The sequence below is a fragment of the Streptomyces erythrochromogenes genome (genome assembly GCF_036170895.1).
Lineage (GTDB): Bacteria > Actinomycetota > Actinomycetes > Streptomycetales > Streptomycetaceae > Streptomyces > Streptomyces erythrochromogenes.
Map to the genome: position 1 here is coordinate 4,310,255 of NZ_CP108036.1, position 16,723 is coordinate 4,326,977.

General features: G+C 70.6%; 17 protein-coding genes. 6 read left to right on the forward strand and 11 right to left on the reverse strand.

Translation table 11 applies throughout. From position 1 onward, the window contains the following. Positions 1-123 precede the first annotated feature (123 nt). From OHA91_RS19520 to OHA91_RS19540, 5 genes are all read left to right on the forward strand, one after another. Complete coding sequence (locus OHA91_RS19520) at positions 124-1,113, forward strand: ABC transporter ATP-binding protein (protein WP_078959540.1); 990 nt, start codon at positions 124-126, stop codon at positions 1,111-1,113. Then, positions 1,103-1,990 (forward strand): ABC transporter permease subunit, encoded by an 888-nt coding sequence (locus OHA91_RS19525; protein ID WP_031156148.1) that lies wholly within the window; start codon positions 1,103-1,105, stop codon positions 1,988-1,990. Before OHA91_RS19520 ends, OHA91_RS19525 begins: the two co-directional genes overlap by 11 nt. Continuing rightward, positions 1,987-2,898: an ABC transporter ATP-binding protein gene (locus tag OHA91_RS19530; RefSeq protein WP_266499516.1), complete on the forward strand. Its 912-nt coding sequence runs from the start codon at positions 1,987-1,989 to the stop codon at positions 2,896-2,898. Before OHA91_RS19525 ends, OHA91_RS19530 begins: the two co-directional genes overlap by 4 nt. A gap of 15 nt (positions 2,899-2,913) precedes the next feature. Further along, a complete protein-coding gene (locus OHA91_RS19535; RefSeq protein WP_031156153.1) occupies positions 2,914-3,633 on the forward strand; it encodes an ABC transporter permease in 720 nt (239 codons plus the stop codon). An 84-nt stretch (positions 3,634-3,717) separates the two neighbouring features. Beyond that, on the forward strand, positions 3,718-4,392 hold the full coding sequence (locus OHA91_RS19540; protein ID WP_328739664.1) for a rhomboid-like protein: 675 nt from the start codon (positions 3,718-3,720) through the stop codon (positions 4,390-4,392). Here OHA91_RS19540 and OHA91_RS19545 read toward each other — a convergent pair whose 3' ends face one another. Further along, a complete protein-coding gene (locus OHA91_RS19545) occupies positions 4,393-5,037 on the reverse strand; it encodes a response regulator (protein ID WP_031156155.1) in 645 nt (214 codons plus the stop codon). Between the two features lie 10 nt (positions 5,038-5,047). After that, a complete protein-coding gene (locus tag OHA91_RS19550) occupies positions 5,048-6,037 on the reverse strand; it encodes a sensor histidine kinase (protein ID WP_328739665.1) in 990 nt (329 codons plus the stop codon). A gap of 163 nt (positions 6,038-6,200) precedes the next feature. Here OHA91_RS19550 and OHA91_RS19555 point away from each other — a divergent pair, with 163 nt between their 5' ends. Beyond that, positions 6,201-6,755: a hypothetical protein gene (locus OHA91_RS19555; protein ID WP_328739666.1), complete on the forward strand. Its 555-nt coding sequence runs from the start codon at positions 6,201-6,203 to the stop codon at positions 6,753-6,755. Between the two features lie 135 nt (positions 6,756-6,890). Here the strand turns inward: OHA91_RS19555 and OHA91_RS19560 are convergent, their stop codons facing one another. The 9 genes from OHA91_RS19560 to OHA91_RS19600 form a co-directional block, all read right to left on the reverse strand. Next, positions 6,891-7,703, reverse strand: coding sequence for an HAD family hydrolase (locus OHA91_RS19560; RefSeq protein WP_031156162.1), 813 nt, complete (start codon positions 7,701-7,703; stop codon positions 6,891-6,893). Then, a complete protein-coding gene (gene serS / locus OHA91_RS19565; RefSeq protein ID WP_328739667.1) occupies positions 7,700-8,977 on the reverse strand; it encodes a serine--tRNA ligase in 1,278 nt (425 codons plus the stop codon). The genes OHA91_RS19560 and serS overlap by 4 nt, the downstream gene beginning before the upstream one ends. A 523-nt stretch (positions 8,978-9,500) precedes the next feature. Beyond that, positions 9,501-10,436, reverse strand: a complete 936-nt coding sequence (gene pheA, locus OHA91_RS19570) for a prephenate dehydratase (protein ID WP_031156165.1) — start codon at positions 10,434-10,436, stop codon at positions 9,501-9,503. A 42-nt stretch (positions 10,437-10,478) separates the two neighbouring features. Further along, positions 10,479-11,765, reverse strand: coding sequence for an iron uptake transporter deferrochelatase/peroxidase subunit (gene efeB / locus OHA91_RS19575; protein ID WP_408059243.1), 1,287 nt, complete (start codon positions 11,763-11,765; stop codon positions 10,479-10,481). After that, positions 11,762-13,720: a copper resistance CopC/CopD family protein gene (locus OHA91_RS19580; protein ID WP_328739668.1), complete on the reverse strand. Its 1,959-nt coding sequence runs from the start codon at positions 13,718-13,720 to the stop codon at positions 11,762-11,764. Before OHA91_RS19580 ends, efeB begins: the two co-directional genes overlap by 4 nt. Positions 13,721-13,741: 21 nt before the next feature. After that, on the reverse strand, positions 13,742-14,221 hold the full coding sequence (locus tag OHA91_RS19585; protein WP_328739669.1) for a copper chaperone PCu(A)C: 480 nt from the start codon (positions 14,219-14,221) through the stop codon (positions 13,742-13,744). After that, complete coding sequence (locus OHA91_RS19590; RefSeq protein WP_328739670.1) at positions 14,218-14,871, reverse strand: SCO family protein; 654 nt, start codon at positions 14,869-14,871, stop codon at positions 14,218-14,220. Before OHA91_RS19590 ends, OHA91_RS19585 begins: the two co-directional genes overlap by 4 nt. 72 nt (positions 14,872-14,943) lie before the next feature. Continuing rightward, entirely contained in the window at positions 14,944-15,678 is a 735-nt protein-coding gene (locus OHA91_RS19595; protein ID WP_031156176.1) for a YcnI family copper-binding membrane protein, read from the reverse strand. A 110-nt stretch (positions 15,679-15,788) separates the two neighbouring features. After that, a complete protein-coding gene (locus tag OHA91_RS19600; RefSeq protein WP_031156178.1) occupies positions 15,789-16,598 on the reverse strand; it encodes a hypothetical protein in 810 nt (269 codons plus the stop codon). Positions 16,599-16,723: the final 125 nt, after the last annotated feature.

Consider the following 16,723-nt stretch of genomic DNA (forward strand, 5'->3'; position numbering starts at 1 on the left):
CCTGTGGACAAAGTTGTCCGGTCCACATCAGCCTCCAGTACGGGCATGTACGCCTGAAGGCGGAGACGGGATCCAGCTCCAGGTCTGACGCCTCACGGGAACCGCGCCACTAACGTCGGGTCCGTGACTGTCATCGCGACTGAAAGCCTGAGCAAGCGGTACCCCCGAGTGACCGCCCTCGACCGGCTCTCCCTGGACATCGGCCCCGGCGTGACCGGGCTCGTGGGTGCCAACGGAGCCGGCAAGTCCACGCTGATCAAGATTCTGCTGGGACTGTCCCCCGCCACCGAGGGCAGCGCCGCCGTACTCGGCCTCGACGTCAATACGCATGGCAGCGCCATCCGTGAACGCGTCGGGTACATGCCCGAACACGACTGCCTGCCACCCGACGTCTCGGCCACCGAGTTCGTCGTCCACATGGCGCGCATGTCCGGGCTGCCGCCGACCGCGGCCCGCGAGCGCACCGCCGACACCCTGCGCCACGTCGGGCTGTACGAGGAGCGCTACCGCCCCATCGGCGGCTACTCCACCGGCATGAAGCAGCGCGTCAAGCTCGCCCAGGCACTCGTCCACGACCCCCAGCTGGTTCTGCTCGACGAGCCGACCAACGGCCTGGACCCGGTCGGCCGCGACGAGATGCTCGGCCTGATCCGCCGCGTCTACACCGACTTCGGCATCTCCGTCCTGGTCACCTCCCACCTCCTCGGCGAGCTGGAGAGGACGTGCGACCACGTCGTGGTCGTCGACGGCGGCAAGCTGCTGCGCTCCAGCTCCACCAGCGACTTCACCCAGACCACCACGACCCTCGCGGTCGAGGTCACCGACTCCGACACCCACCCGGACGGCACCACCGCCCTGCGCAAGGCACTGGCCGAGGCGGGCCTCACCCTGCACGCCGGTGCGGAGCAGGGCCTGCCCGGCGCCGGCCACATCCTCCTCGTCGAGGCCACCGGCGAGGACACCTACGACACCATCCGCGACACCGTCGCGGAACTGGGCATCGGCCTGGTCCGCATGGAACAGCGCCGCCACCACATCGCGGAGGTCTTCCGCGACAACGACCAGCCCGCGTACACCGCTCAGCAGAAGGGAGCCGGTTCCGATGGCGCCTGAAACGTCGACACAGATCCACAACATCGGCTACCGGTCCTACGACGGACCCCGGCTCGGCCGCGCCTACGCCCGCAAGTCGCTGTTCTCGCAGTCCCTGCGCGGCGCCTACGGGCTCGGCCGGTCCGCCAAGTCCAAGGTCCTCCCGATGCTGCTCTTCGCGGTGATGTGCGTTCCGGCGCTGATCATCGTCGCCGTGGCCATCGCGGTGCCCGGCTCCACGGACCTGCCGATCAAGTACACGACGTACGCCCTGACCACCCAGGTGGTCATCGGCCTCTACCTCGCCTCCCAGGCGCCGCAGTCCGTCTCGCGGGACCTGCGTTTCAAGACGGTTCCGCTCTACTTCTCGCGGCCCATCGAGCGCGTCGACTACGTCGTGGCCAAGTTCGCGGCCATGGCCTCGGCCATGTTCATCCTCACCGCGACGCCGCTGCTGATCATGTGGATCGGGGCGCTCCTGGCGAAGTTCGACTTCGCCGACCAGACCAAGGGATTCGGGCAAGGACTCGTGTCGGTTCTGCTGCTCTCGCTGCTGTTCTCCGGGATCGGCCTGGTGATGGCCGCGCTCACTCCGCGCCGCGGGTTCGGCGTCGCGGCGATCATCGCGGTGCTGCTGATCCCCTACGGCGCGGTCACCGCGGTGCAGGGCATCGCCTACAGCACCGGGAACGCGGGAGCCATCGACTGGCTGGGACTGTTCTCCCCGATCACCCTGATCGACGGCGTGCAGACCGCGTTCCTCGGCGCCACCTCCGCCTTCCCCGGCGGTGAGGGCCCCTCGGCCGGCATCGGCTTCGTCTACCTGCTCGTCGCCCTCGGCCTGATCGCCGGCTCCTACGCCGCCCTGATGGCCCGCTACCGGAAGGCCGGGCTGTGACCACCATCGACATCGACCACACCTCCCGCTGGTTCGGGAACGTCGTCGCCGTCAACGACGTGACCATGCGCATCGGCCCCGGTGTCACGGGACTGCTGGGCCCCAACGGTGCGGGCAAGTCCACCCTCATCAACATGATGGGCGGCTTCCTCGCCCCCTCCACGGGCACCGTCACCCTCGACGGCGCCCCGATCTGGCGCAACGAGCAGATCTACAAGCACGTGGGCGTCGTGCCCGAGCGCGAGGCGATGTACGACTTCCTCACCGGCCGTGAGTTCGTCGTCGCCAACGCCGAGCTCCACGGCCTCGACGACGCGGCCGCGCAGCGCGCACTCGCCACCGTCGAGATGGAGTACGCGCAGGACCGCAAGATCTCCACCTACTCCAAGGGCATGCGCCAGCGCGTGAAGATGGCGTCCGCCCTCGTCCACGACCCGTCCGTGCTGCTCCTGGACGAGCCGTTCAACGGCATGGACCCCCGCCAGCGCATGCAGCTGATGGACCTGCTGCGGCGCATGGGCGACGAAGGACGCACCGTCCTGTTCTCCTCCCACATCCTGGAGGAGGTCGAGCAGCTCGCCTCGCACATCGAGGTGGTCGTGGCCGGACGGCACGCCGCCTCCGGCGACTTCCGCAAGATCCGCCGCCTGATGACGGACCGCCCGCACCGCTACCTGGTCCGCTCCTCCGACGACCGGTCCCTGGCCGCGGCCCTGATCGCCGACCCCTCCACGGCCGGCATCGAGGTCGACCTGAAGGAGGGCGCGCTGCGCATCCAGGCTGTCGACTTCGGCCGGTTCACCGAGCTGCTGCCCGTCGTGGCCCGACAGCACGGCATCCGGCTGCTGACGGTCTCGCCCTCCGACGAGTCCCTCGAGTCGGTCTTCTCCTACCTCGTCACGGCCTGAAAGGAGCTGGCACCCATGTACGACCCCACCGTTGCCCGGCTCACTTACCGGGCCCTGCTCGGCCGGCGCCGCGCGCTGATCCTCTTCGCACTTCCCGCCCTGCTGATCGTCATCGCCCTCGCCGTCCGCGCCTTCACGGGTGTTGACGACAAGGTCGCGGCAGACCTCCTCGGCGGCTTCGCCCTCGCCACGATGGTCCCGCTGATCGGCGTGATCGCCGGCACCGGCGCCATCGGTCCCGAGATCGACGACGGCTCCATCGTCTACCTGCTGGCCAAGCCGGTGAAGCGGCCGACGATCATCATGACCAAGCTGATCGTGGCGATCGCCGTCACCATGGCCTTCTCCGCGATCCCCACCCTGATCGCCGGCTTCATCCTCAACGGCAACGGCCAGCAGATCGCCGTCGCCTACACGATCGCCGCACTCGTGGCCTCGATCGCCTACAGCGCCCTGTTCCTGCTGCTGGGCACGGTCAGCCGGCACGCGGTCGTCTTCGGCCTGGTCTACGCCCTGATCTGGGAGTCGCTCTTCGGCAGCCTGGTCTCGGGCGCCAAGACCCTCAGCGTCCAGCAGTGGGCCCTGGCCCTGGCCGAGAAGGTCGCCGGGGAGGGGTACGTCGACGCCACAGTGGCCCTGCCCACCGCGTCGGTCCTGCTCGTCGTGGTCACCGTCGGGGCCACCGTCTACGCGGGCCAGAAGCTGCGCCGCCTCACGCTGGCCGGCGAGGAGTAGGACCCGGCCGCAGTACTCGCGCAACAGTGCCCCGCCCGGCCCACCGGCCAGGCGGGGCACAGCTTTGCGGGTCATCATCGGTGCATGAGCGAGCGCACCGACCCGGAGCCGTCCCGGCCCCTGCGGTCCTGGATACGTTCCTCGCCCGGAACGCACATCTGGCTGCTGATCATCGCCGTGACCAGCATCATCGTCGCGATAGCGCCGGACCAGCTGGACCGTGTCCTGCTCCACCGCAACAGCAGCAACATCCACCAGCTCGTCCAGCACCCCGTCCGAGCCCTCATCAGCAGCGCGTTCTGGATCGCGAACCCGGCGTCTCTCGCCCTCTACGCCGTGCTCTTCGAGGTGCTCCACGCACCCGTCGAACGCTGGCTCGGAACACTTCGCTGGCTCGTGATCGTGGCCACCGCCCATGTCGTCGCCACCCTGATCAGCCAGAAGGTCCTTCTGACGGCCATCCAGGACCACCGGGCCCCCCGCAGCATGACCCACGTCGTCGACATCGGCGTCAGCTACGGTCTCGCGGCCTCGATCGGTGTCCTCACCTACCGCCTTCCCAACCCCTGGAGATGGTTCTACCTGGCCGGAGTGATCGCCTTCTTCGGGATCCCCCTCGCCACCGGCGGCACCTTCACCGACCTCGGCCACGCCATCGCGCTCGCCGTCGGACTGCTGTCCTGGCCGCTCACGCGCCACGTTGTTTCACGTGAAACATCGCCTCACGTGAAGAACCGCCGCGTTTCACGTGAAACGTGACTAGTCGGCCTCCGCTTTCGCGACGCCGTGCTCCCATGCCCATGCGGCGATCCCCACCCGGTTCCGGGCCCCGGTCTTGGCCTGGACGTTCGCGATGTGGGTCTTGGCCGTGCCCGCGGTGATGAACAGCTCCGCGCCGATCTCGGCGTTGGTGAGCCCGCGCGCCACCAGCCGTACGATCTCCAGCTCCCGCTCCGTCAGCGGGTGTGCCGCAGGCAGGGCGACCGGAGCCGGCTGCGTCAGCCGGCTCAGCAGCCGCACCGTGATCTGCGGACTGATCAGGGTGTCCCCCGCCATCGCGGCCCGTACGCCCTCGATGAGCAGCGCCGGTCCGGACCGCTTCAGCAGAAAGCCGCAGGCGCCGTTGCGCAGCGCGGTATGCACGTACTCGTCGAGGTCGAAGGTGGTCACGACCACCACCCGCGTCTCGGGTGCCAGCAGGCGGGTCACCTCCAGCCCGTCGAGCCGTGGCATCCGGATGTCCGCGAGCACCACGTCGGGCCGCAGCTGCCGGGCCAGCACCACCGCGCGCTCCCCGTCCGCCGCCTCCCCCACGACGGTCATGTCCGGCTGCGAATCGAGGATGAGCCGGAAACCGCTGCGGATGTCCTCTTGGTCATCGGCTATCAGGATGCGTGTGGTCACGCCGGCGTGATCACCTGAGGGCGGTCCCCTCCGCCGGGAAGACGGCACAAACCCGCCATCCGCCGTCCTCGGCCGCCCCGGCCCGCAGGGTTCCGCCCGCCGCCTCCACCCGTGCGCGCAGACCGGCGAGCCCGGTACCGCCCCGCCTGCGGCGGGCCAGCAGCCCGCCCCCGCCGCGCGGGGCGGCAGAGTTGGTCACGCTGAGCTCGGTGCCCGCGCCGGCCCGGCGTACGGCGACCCGGACCACGGCTGCCCCGGGCGCGTGCCGGCGTACGTTCGTCAGCGCTTCGACGGCCACCCGGTAGGCGGTGGTGTCCGCCTCCCGCGACAGCTCCCGTACGGCCACGGGGTCGGTTTCCAGGGCTCCGCCCTCGAACCGGTCCACCAGCTCCGGCAGTTGGGCCAGGCCCGGAACCGGAGCCGTCGGCCCACCCGCGGCCTCCTGGAGCGCGTGCACGGTGCGGTCCATCGACGCCAGTGCGCTCAACCCCGCCGTCTCGATCCGCTCCAGCGCGCGGACCGCCTGCCCGGGATCCTGTTCGGCCACGAACCTCGCGGCCTGGGCCTGGACGACGATGGCGCTCACGTCGTGTGCCACGAAGTCGTGCAGATCGCGGGCCAGTTCCAGCTGCTGGCCGCGCCGCGCATCCCGAACGGCCTGCTCCATCCGGGACGCCTGGCGGCGCAGGTAGCCGCCGGCCAGCGCCGCCCCGAGTGCCGGGACGGCCCAGAAGCCCGCCACGCCGCTGAGCTCCAGCCATGAACCGCTCTCCCACACCAGTGGAACGGGCCACACCGAGACCGCGACCACGCCCAGACCACCCGCGACGGCCCCCGGACGCACCGGCGACCAGCGGGCCACCAGGGCGAGCAGCAGGAGCAGGAAGCCCGCCCAGAGCATCAGCCATGTCGCGGGCACCCCCAGGAGGGTGCCGACGATGCTCGCGAGCGCGGCCGAAGCCAGTAACGGGGCGCATACGGCACGGAGGTTGACGGTCATGAGCCGACCCTACGAACACATGTCGACGCCCGACCATCTGCCGTCCGGCAGATCCACACGCCCGACGGCGCCCCCGACCCTGCTGATCGGCGTATGGCCCGCGAAGCCGAAGCCGACGAGGCTCGGATCCGTCAACCATCCCCACCCTGAAAGGAATTGGACGATGACCTCGGCCCCCGCCTCCGCCGCCCTCGCGCCGGCCTCGGACGCCCTGCCCGGAGTCTCCCCACACCTGCGGCGGCTGGCCATGCTGGCCTCGCTGACCGTGCTCCCCAGCTGTGTGTGGCGGCTCGCGATCGCGGCCGGCATCCCCATGGGCTGGGGCCCGGGTAGCGATCTGCACCACTCGTACTACCCGGGCCGGGAATCCCTGGTCCTCGTCCTCGTCACCCTCCTGCAGGAGGGCTTGGGCCTGTTGAGCCTCGGCCTGGTGCGGCGCTGGGGCGAGGAGCTGCCCCGCTGGATCCCCAGGCTGGGCGGGCGCCGGTTCCACCCGCTGGTGGCGGTGGTCCCCGCGGCGCTGGGCGCGCTCGCGCTCACCGGCATCACCTGCCTCGGCGCCGTGACGTGGACCGACGTCAACGCTGCGAATCCCGACGCGCCCACCGGGCTCGCCCTGCGGATCTTCAGCCTGTCCTACGCGCCATTGCTGTTGTGGGGGCCGCTGCTGGGCGTGCTCACCGTCGCCTACTGGCGGCGCCGTCGGTTTCACGGCTGATGGGAAATTCGCTGGTAAGGGGCTTCGGGGCGGGGCAGAGTGAGTCGTGCGGGGAGCAACAAAAAGGTCCGGGGCAGCCACTTCGAGCGCGCCTTCTGGCGCGGGCTGCCCCGGACCTCTCGTACATTCCGCGGGCTATGCGGCGCCCAGCAGACGCTCCAGCACCACCGCGATCCCGTCCTCCTCGTTGGAGGTCGTCACCTCGTCGGCCACTGCCTTGAGTTCCGGATGGGCGTTGGCCATGGCCACGCCGTGGGCGGCCCAGCCGAACATCGGGATGTCGTTCGGCATGTCGCCGAAGGCGATCGTCTCCGCCGCCTTCACCCGGAGCCGGCGCGCGGCCAGGGACAGGCCGGTGGCCTTCGTCAGGCCCAGCGGCAGTATTTCGACTATGCCGGGACCCGCCATGACGACGTCGACCAGGCTGCCCACGGTCTCCCGGGCCGCCTTGACGAGCTGGTCGTCGTCCAGCTCCGGGTGCTGGATGTACAGCTTGTTGAGCGGAGCCGTCCACACTGCGGCGGTGTCCTCCAGGTAGAGCGCCGGGAGGCCCTCCTGCACCTGGTAGCCGGGCCCGAACAGGACCTCGCCGTCCACCCCGTCACGGCTGGCGGCCAGGGCCAGCGGACCGACCTCGGCCTCCAGCTTCGAGAGCGCCAGTCCGGCCAGCTGCCGGTCCAGCGTCACCGAGGTCAACAGCCGGTGCGCACCCGCGTCGTAGACCTGGGCGCCCTGTCCGCAGACGGCGATCCCCTTGTAGCCGAGATCGTCCAGTACGTGACGCGTCCAGGGCACGGCACGGCCGGTGACGATGATGTGCGCCGCGCCCGCCGCGGTGGCCGCGACGAGCGCTTCACGGGTTCGTTCCGAGACGGTGTCGTCGCCACGCAGCAGCGTGCCGTCGAGGTCGGTTGCGACGAGCTTGTACGGGAACGGGGCCGGGCTCACTTGTTGATCGGCTCCAGGACCTCGCGGCCGCCGAGGTACGGACGGAGCGCCTCGGGCACCCGCACGGAACCGTCGGCCAGCTGGTGGTTCTCGAGGATCGCCACGATCGTGCGCGGAACCGCGCACAGGGTGCCGTTCAGCGTGGACAGCGGCTGGGTCTTCTTGCCGTCGCGGTAGCGGATCGACAGGCGGCGGGCCTGGAAGCTGTCGCAGTTCGAGGCGGAGGTCAGCTCGCGGTACTTGCCCTGGGTCGGGATCCACGCCTCGCAGTCGAACTTGCGCGAGGCGGAGGCGCCCAGGTCACCGGTGGCGACGTCGATCACCTGGAACGGCAGTTCCAGGCTGGTCAGCCACTGCTTCTCCCACTCCAGGAGTCGCTGGTGCTCGGCCTCGGCGTCCTCCGGCGCGACGTACGAGAACATCTCGACCTTGTCGAACTGGTGGACGCGGAAGATGCCGCGGGTGTCCTTGCCGTACGTACCGGCCTCGCGGCGAAAGCACGGGGAGAAGCCGGCGTATCGGAGCGGCAGCTTGTCGCCCTCGATGATCTCGTCCATGTGGTACGCGGCGAGCGGGACCTCGGAGGTGCCGACCAGGTAGTAGTCGTCCTTCTCCAGGTGGTAGACGTTCTCCGCGGCCTGGCCGAGGAAGCCGGTGCCCTCCATGGCGCGCGGGCGGACCAGCGCCGGGGTCAGCATCGGGATGAAGCCGGCCTCGGTGGCCTGCGCGATCGCGGCGTTGACCAGCGCCAGCTCCAGCAGGGCGCCCACACCGGTCAGGTAGTAGAAGCGCGAGCCCGAGACCTTGGCACCGCGCTCGACATCGATGGCACCCAGGAGCTCGCCGAGCTCCAGGTGGTCCTTGGGCTCGAAGCCCTCGGCGGCGAAGTCGCGGATGGTGCCGTGCGTCTCCAGGACGGTGAAGTCCTCTTCGCCGCCGACCGGAACGTCCTCGTGGACGATGTTGCCGAGCTGGAGGAGAAGGCTCTTGGCGGCTTCGTCGGCCTCGTTCTGCTCGGCTTCGGCGGCCTTGACGTCCTGCTTCAGCTGCTCGGCCTTCTTCAGCAGCTCCGCCCGCTCCTCCGGGGAGGCCTTCGGGATGAGCTTGCCGAGCGACCTCTGCTCATTGCGCAGTTCGTCGAAGCGCATGCCAGAGGACCTGCGGCGCTCGTCCGCGGAGAGCAGGGCGTCGACGAGCTCGACGTCCTCTCCACGAGCGCGCTGCGAGGCGCGGACACGGTCAGGGTCTTCACGGAGCAGCCGGAGGTCAATCACCCCTCCAGGCTACCGGGCTGGGCTTCCTGGGATCACACCGATATCACGCTGCGTGTCGCTATGTCCCAATTGCAACGAATGGATAAGTCTTGATCGCTGACCGGAAGTGACCCTTCTCGGGCTGTCAATAAAAGCGGGCCCATTCCCCGAAAAGGGGCACAATGCCGGATCCCGAGCTGTCCCTGAGCAGGGCCGGAGGGGTTCTTGTCCACAGGAATTGTGACCGTCCGCAGCTTATCCACAGGCTGTGTGCTGCATCTGTGGACACAGGAATAGATCATTCCTGATCGGTGGATGGCCGAGGTGAATCAGGGTTCAAACCGCCCTCACACACTCATTCGGGTGGGAATGACTCGCTCCAAAGAGTTGATCGGCGATACAGGGGTGACACCGTTCACCTACCGCTTCCCAGGGCGAAACCTGAGCCACCCGACCGATTTGTCGACCTTGTCGTACCGCTCTGTCGACTTGTCCCCAGGTCCCCATCTCGGCCTGTGGATAACTCTGTGGACAGTGGACGACGCTACGCCCGGCCGTCGAGGCAGCGCGCCAGCCAGTCGGAGGCGGCCGTGAAGTCGCCATCGGTGGTTCCGTGCCGCGGGGAGCGGACGTCACTCTGCGCGACACCGGCACGGGGGTAGGAGCCGAGGAAGCGGACCTGGGGACAGGTCCGCTTGAGGCCCATGAGCGCCTCGCTGACCCGCCGGTCCGAGATGTGGCCCTCCGCGTCGACGGCGAAGCAGTAGTTGCCGATGCCCTGTCCGGTCGGACGGGACTGGATCAGCATCAGGTTCACCCCGCGGACCGCGAACTCCTGGAGGAGCTCCAGCAGCGCACCCGGGTGGTCGTCGCCGAGCCACAGCACGACGGACGTCTTGTCGGCGCCGGTCGGTGCGGCCGGCCGCGCAGGGCGTCCCACCAGTACGAACCGGGTCTCGGCGTTCTCCGCATCGTGGATCTCGGTGACCAGCGGGACGAGGCCGTAGGTGGCGGCGGCGAACTCGCCCGCGAAGGCGGCGTCGAAGCGCCCCTCCTGGACCAGCCGGGCGCCGTCGGCGTTCGAGGCCGCAGACTCCCACACCGCGTCGGGCAGGTTCGCCCGCAGCCAGTTCCGTACCTGTGGCTGGGCGACCGGGTGCCCGGTGACGGTCTTCACGTCCGACAGGGCGGTGCCAGGCCGTACGAGCAGGGCGAACGCGATGGGCAGCAGCACCTCGCGGTAGATCATCAGCGGTTCGCCCGAGGCCAGCTCGTCGAGGGTGGCCGTGACCCCGCCCTCCACCGAGTTCTCGATCGGCACGAGGGCGGCGGCCGCCTCGCCGTTGCGCACGGCGTCCAGGGCGGCCGGCACCGACACCATCGGGACGAGCTCCCGGGTCGCGGCTTCCGGCAGGGTGCGCAGGGCGGCCTCGGTGAAGGTGCCCTCGGGACCGAGATACGTGAAGCGGGTGGCTGACATGCGATCAGCCTAATGCCGGGGTGCCGGCCACCGCGGCGCTGTTCATCCTTCGAGCAGCCGCTGACCCACGTACTCGCCGCTGCGCGGCCCGGGCGGCACCGCGTACAGGCCGCTGGACTCGTGCCGGATGAACGCCGACAGCGCATCCCCGCGGTCGAGCTTGCGCTGTACGGGTACGAACCCGCGCAGCGGGTCGGCCTGCCAGCAGATGAACAGGAGCCCGGCGTCGGGAGCGCCGTCGGAGCCGATCCCGTCGTGGAAGGAGAAGGGGCGCCGCAGCATGGCGGCCCCGCCGTTCTGCTCGGGGGCCGAGATACGGGCGTGGGCGTTGGACGGGATGACGGGCTTGCCGTCGGGGCCGATCTTGTCGAGTTCCATCTCGGTGGTCTCACCGCCCCCCGTCAGCGGGGCGCCGGTGGCCTTGGTCCGGCCGATCACCTGCTCCTGCTGCGCGAGCGACTGCTTGTCCCAGTCGTCGAGGAGCATGCGGATGCGCCTCACGACGGCGTACGAGCCCCCGCCCATCCAGGCGTGCTCCGCGGGCCCGGGGCCCGCGGCGGGAACGAAGATCCGCTTGTCGAAGTCGGGCTCGGAGGGCTTCGGGTTGCCGGTGCCGTCGACCTGCCCCATGAGGTTGCGGGCGGTCATCGGGGTGCCGGTCGCGCCGGGGGACCGGTTGAAGCCGTTCATCTGCCAGCGGATGCGCGCGGCGTCCCCGGCGTCCTTCTGGAGTGCGCGCAGGGCGTGGAAGGCGACGAGTCCGTCGTTCGCGCCGATCTGGACCCACAGGTCGCCGTTGCTGCGCTGGGCGTCGAGCCGGTCGGAGGAGAAGTCGGGCAGCGGGTCGAGGGCGGAGGGGCGGCGGGCGCCGAGGCCGGTGCGCTCGAAGAAGGAGTGTCCGAAGCCGAAGGTGACCGTGAGGGAGGACGGTCCGGCGTCGAGGGCGATACCGCTGTCGGCGGTCGGGGCGGTCTCGCCCGCCATGAGCCGCCGCGCGGTGTCCGACCAGCGCCGCAACAGCGCCGCGGCCTCGGTACGGCCCGCCCCGGGGGCCAGGTCGAAGGCGACGACGTGCCCCTTGGCCTGCAGGGGCGTGGTGATGCCGGCCTGGTGGTCCCCGTGGAATGCGACCTGTGTGGCTCCGAGGGAGGAAAGGCTCCCTGCCGCTCCGGTGGCCGAGCCGCTGCCGGAGCCGGCGAGCGCGGAGTGCGCGAGGGCGCCGCTCGCGCCGCCGAGGGCCAGGCCGGCGGCGCCTGCGGCGCCGACGGTGCCCAGCAGCCGGCGCCGGGAGATCTCGATGTCGGGGTTGCTCTCGGTCACGCTGGTCAGCCGATCTTCACGGTCTTCTGGACGGTGGTCTGGTCGATGTCGGACGTACGGACGGTCACATCGATGCGCCATTCGCCGGCGAGCGGCAGTTGGACGCCGGATGCGGTCCAGTGCCCGGGGGCGGCCTGGTCGGGGACGACCGGCAGCGGGCCGATGTCCTTGGCCGGGAGGGTGAAGGCGACCTTGACCTCGGGGAGGTCGAAGGGCTGCCCGTCGCCGGTGTCCGCCCAGAGGTGCAGGGTGTTGGCGCCGACCCGGCCCGGGTCGAGCTCCAGCCGGACGGATCCCTTGCCGTTCGAGCCGCCGGTGTCGAACGGCAGGGTGATCTTCACGGCACGGTCGGGAACCGCCGTGGCGGTGGAGCCGCGGGCCGCCTCCTGCTCGACGGTGCGCCCGGGCTCGGTGCTCGTGAGGACCGTGGTCACCGCGAGCAGGACCACGGCGATCGCCGCCTCGGCCAGGACGGAGCGGCGCAGGCCCGCGCGGTCCGGGTCCGCGTCACGCACCCGCTTCTCGCGTGCGCTGTCCAGAGCGGCCCGCTGCCGGGCGAGCTGCGCGGCGCGCTCCCGGTCCACGGGTACGGCCGCGGGCTCTGTTTCACGTGAAACATCGTCGGCTGCGGTGACCGGCGTGCCCACCTTCACGTCGGCCGCTTCGAGCACGGCGGGGGACTCGGCGAGCCGGGCGGTCCACTTCCGCGAGGTGTAGGCGACGGCGAGCAGAAGCGCCACCAGGGCGACCTTGAGGAGCAGCAGCCGCCCGTACTCGGTGCCGGTGAGCGCGGACCAGGTGCCGGTCTGTCGCCAGGCCTGGTAGACCCCGGTGACGGCCAGGACCACCACGCTGACGAAGGCGACTCGGGAGAACCGCCGGACCGCCGAGCGCTCGATCCCCGGCACCTTGTGCAGAGCGACGAGCAACGCGCAGAGACCGCCGAGCCAGGTGGCCACGGCCAGCATGTGGAGGATGTCGGCGGGCATGGCCAGACCGGCCTGGATACCGGTCGACGCGTGCTCGGACAGGGCCCAGGTGGCCGCGATGCCGCCGGAGACCACGGCGCCGCCGATGGCGAGGCCGAATGTGAGGTCGTTGATGTCCCCGGCCTCCTCCTCTTCGCTCCGGCCGTCCTCCAGGCGGCGCGCGTACACGCCGAAGAGGACCGCGACGAAGAGGGCGGCCGCGCCCAGCAGGAGCAGCCGGGAGACCAGCGACGCGCCCGTCTTCGTCTCCAGGACCGCCCGGAGCCCTTCCAGGTCGAAGGCGTCGGCGAACCGGCCGGACCCCGTGTACGGAGTCCGCAGCACCAGCATCGCCAGGGTGGCGGCGGTCAGGGTGACCCAGGCCCGCACGACGAGCTTCTGGAGCGGCCGCTCGGCGGCGCCCCGGCGCCAGCACAGCAGGACGAACGCCGCGCCGCCCACCAGGACGGTGTAGCCGGCGTAGGCGGCGTAGCGGGCGATACCGTAGGCGATCCCGACGGGCCCGCCGCCCGCCGTCGTGGTGGGGAGGGAGACCTCGGTGGCCGAGGGCGCGCCGATGGAGAAGGTGAACGCGCCGGAGATGGGGTGGCTGTCTGCCGAGACGGCCTGCCAGGCGACGGTGTAGGTGCCGTTGGGCAGGCCGGAGTGAAGCGCGGTGCCGTAGCGGATGGTGTTCCCGCTGCACATGTCGCGCAGTTCACCGGTGTCCACCCGTCGCCCCTGCGGGTCGAGGACGCGGATCGAATCGTCGCCCATGGCGACCTGCTCCGAGAAGGAGAGCGTGACCTGGGCGGGTGCCGTGGCGACCACCGCCCCGTCCGTGGGGTCGCTCGCGGTGAGTGCGGCGTGCGCCGTGGCCGGTGCGGCCGCGGTGAACAGGGTCGCCAGCAGAGCTGCGAGGACCAGCGCGAGCCGTGGCAGGAATGCCGTGGCACGGGCGCGGGCCGTGGAGGGGGCGGGGGCGGTGGCCGTCATGGCGTGTCAGTCCTCGGTCCGTCAGTGGCCGTGGCCGGCCGTGGATGTCGGAGCCTGCGCGTTGTACGTGCGTTCCTTCACGTCCAGCTCGACCTTGACGGAGCCGGCCTTCTCGAAGCGGAGTTCGACGGCGACCTTGTCGCCGACCTTGGGAGTGCTCTTGAGCCCCATGAACATGATGTGGTTGCCGCCGCGCTCCAGCTTGAGCTCGCCGTTCGCCGGCACGTCCATCGATTGGACCTGCTGCATCTTCTGGTCCTTGGTCTCGTGGATCTGGAGATCGTCGGAGAGGGAGGAGGTGGCACCGGTGAGCTTGTCGGCGGTGCCGGAGCCGTTCTTGATGACCATGAAGCCGCCGGCCATCTTGTCGTTGACGGGCTGCGGCATGAAGGCTCCGCTGACGGTCATCTCGGGCTCGCTGTCGCCGGAGCAGCCGGATATGGCGAGCGCTGCCGTCAGGGAGAGGGCGGCGGCGAGGGTACGGATGGTGCGGGTGTTCACGGGTTCTCCCCCTTGATGAGCTTCGGCAGATCCTTGGCGTAGTCGTCGACGGTCGTGCCCTCGCCGTAGAGGACGTAGCCCTCGTCGGTCTTGGGCGAGAACGCGATGACCTGCGCGCCGTGCATGGAGACGACGCTGCCGTCGGCCTCCTTCTTGGCGGGATCGATACCGATGCCGAGGCTTCGTGCGGCGGCCTGGATGGTCGCGAAGTCCCCGGTGAGCCCGATGAAGGACGGGTCCTGCGCCTTGAGCCAGGCACCGAGGGATTCGGGAGTGTCCCGTTCGGGGTCGGTGGTGACGAAGACGACGCGGAGGTTGTCCTGGTCCTCCTTCGGGAGGTTCTTCTTGGCGACGGCGACGTTGCTCATCGTCAGCGGGCACACGTCGGGGCAGTTGGTGTAGCCGAAGTAGATGAGCGTCGGCTTGCCCTTGGTCTGTTCGCGGAGGTTCCACGGCTTGCCGGTGGTGTCCGTCAGGACGAGCTCCGGCTTGTTGAACGGGCGGTCCAGGACGGTGGCCGCCTTCTTGGCGTCCTGACCGCCGGAGATCTGGGTGACCCCGCTGTTCTTGGCGGGTTCGGTGCCACAGGCGGTGAGGGTGAGTACGGCCGCGGCGAGGAGCGCGGCGACCGTCACACGTGTGGTGCGCATGGAGAGATGTCCCTGGGATCGGGGATGTAGGGAGGGGGATGTACGGAGCGACAGCGCCCGGGGCGCGGCCGGTCAGGCGGAGCGGCGGCGCGAGGCGATGCCGAAGGCGACGCCGCCGAGTCCGACGACGATGCCGGCGATGCCGAGGGCGCGCGCGGTGGTGTCGGAGCCGTGGTCGGCGGCGGCCTCGTCGTGGCCGTGGCCCGCGTCCTTGCCGGCGTCCTTCCCGGAGTTCTTCGCCTCGTCGGTCTTGGCGCCGGCGTGGTGGTCGTCGCCCTTCGCGGCGGTCAGCTTCAGCACGGGTGCCGGGGTCTGCGGTTCCGCGGCGCCTTCCTTGGCCTCCTCGATCCAGCGCACGACCTCGCTGTTGTCGTAGGTCTGGATCGCCTTGAAGACCATCTGGTCGGCGTTCTCGGGCAGCTTGCCGACGGAGACCGGGAACTGCTGGAACATGCCCGGGCCGATCTTGCCGCCGGACCAGGTCACCTTGGTGACGACCTCGTTGACCTGCTTGCCGTGCACGGTCAGGGGCTTGTCGAGCTTCGTCTTCTCGACGTTCACGGTCCAGCCGGGGATGTCCTGCGGCATGACGGACGTGAGGGGCTGGTCGACCGGGAAGTTGACCTCGAGCTGCGTGGTCGAGGCGTTGTCGCGCTCGTTGGGGACCTTGAAGTTGAGCGTCGCGTAACCGCCCTTGGCGGCTTCGCCGATCGGCTGCACGCCGACGTGCGCGAAGGCGGTGCCGGAGAGGACGAGGACGGAGCCGGCGGCGAGGGCGGCGGCGAAGGAGACGCGAGAGGTCTTCATGGCAGAAACACTCCACGGAAGCAGTGGTGGCGGTGGCTCCGCGCACGGGCGCGCGCGGAGTACGCGGCACCGGTGCTCCCGCTGTGTGTCCCGGGGAGGCGGGTGCCGCGTCAGGCTGCGAGGGCGAACGCCGCGGGCGGCCCGCGGCGGATCACCGTGTGCTGGAGTGCCTCCCGGCCCGTCGAGGCCGCGGGGTCGGTTCCGGTCCGGCGGCCGGTCCGCGGGGTGCGGGCGGACGTGCCGAGTCCGGCGCCGAGGGCGCGTACGAAGGCGAGTGCGGCGCGCAGCGGGCGCATCGGGGCCGCTTCGGCGGTGAGCCGGGACAGTTCGACGAGCCGGAAGAGCGCGGCGTCGCCGCGGCCGAGCAGCCAGCCGGCGACCAGCGCGGCCAGCAGGTGTCCGAGCAGCATGGCCGGGCTGAACAGGCCGGTCTCGGGAGCGGTGGTGACGGCCTGGGCCACGTGCACGCCATGGCCCTGCTCCGCGGCCTGCTCGGCCAGGGCGGCCGGGTCCAGGCCGGCGGATTCCAGGATCCGGCGGGCGTCGGCCGGGCTCAGGGGTACGGAGTTGCCTCCGCACACCAGCCGGGCGGCGAGTTCCGCGAGCGAGGCGTCGGAGGCACCCCCGGGTGTCTGGGCGGCCGAGGTGCTGTGCTGGCCGAGGCCGAACAGCGCGTGCAGCGAGAGCTGCCCGGCGGTGAGCCCGGCGGCGAGGCCGGACAGCGTCCGGCGGCGTCCCGCGAGCGGGGCCGCGATCGCGAAGACGGCGAGGAAGCCGATGCACAGGGACCACCAGGGCACGGTGGCGCAGGACGCCAGGGCGTGCCCGGCCGCGGACAGCACGACACAGACCGCGGTGAACACCGCGGCCCGTATCAGCCGGAGGCCGGCTCCGGCGTGCGTCGCGTGGGGGTCAGACATGGCCGGGACATCATCGCACTGCGCTGATGCCCTCCATACGGCAGGTCCGGAAGATCCGCATCCGCCGGACGTGTGCAATGAGGTCCCGGACGGCCCAAGGGCGCTTACGGCCCCTCGCGGGCGGC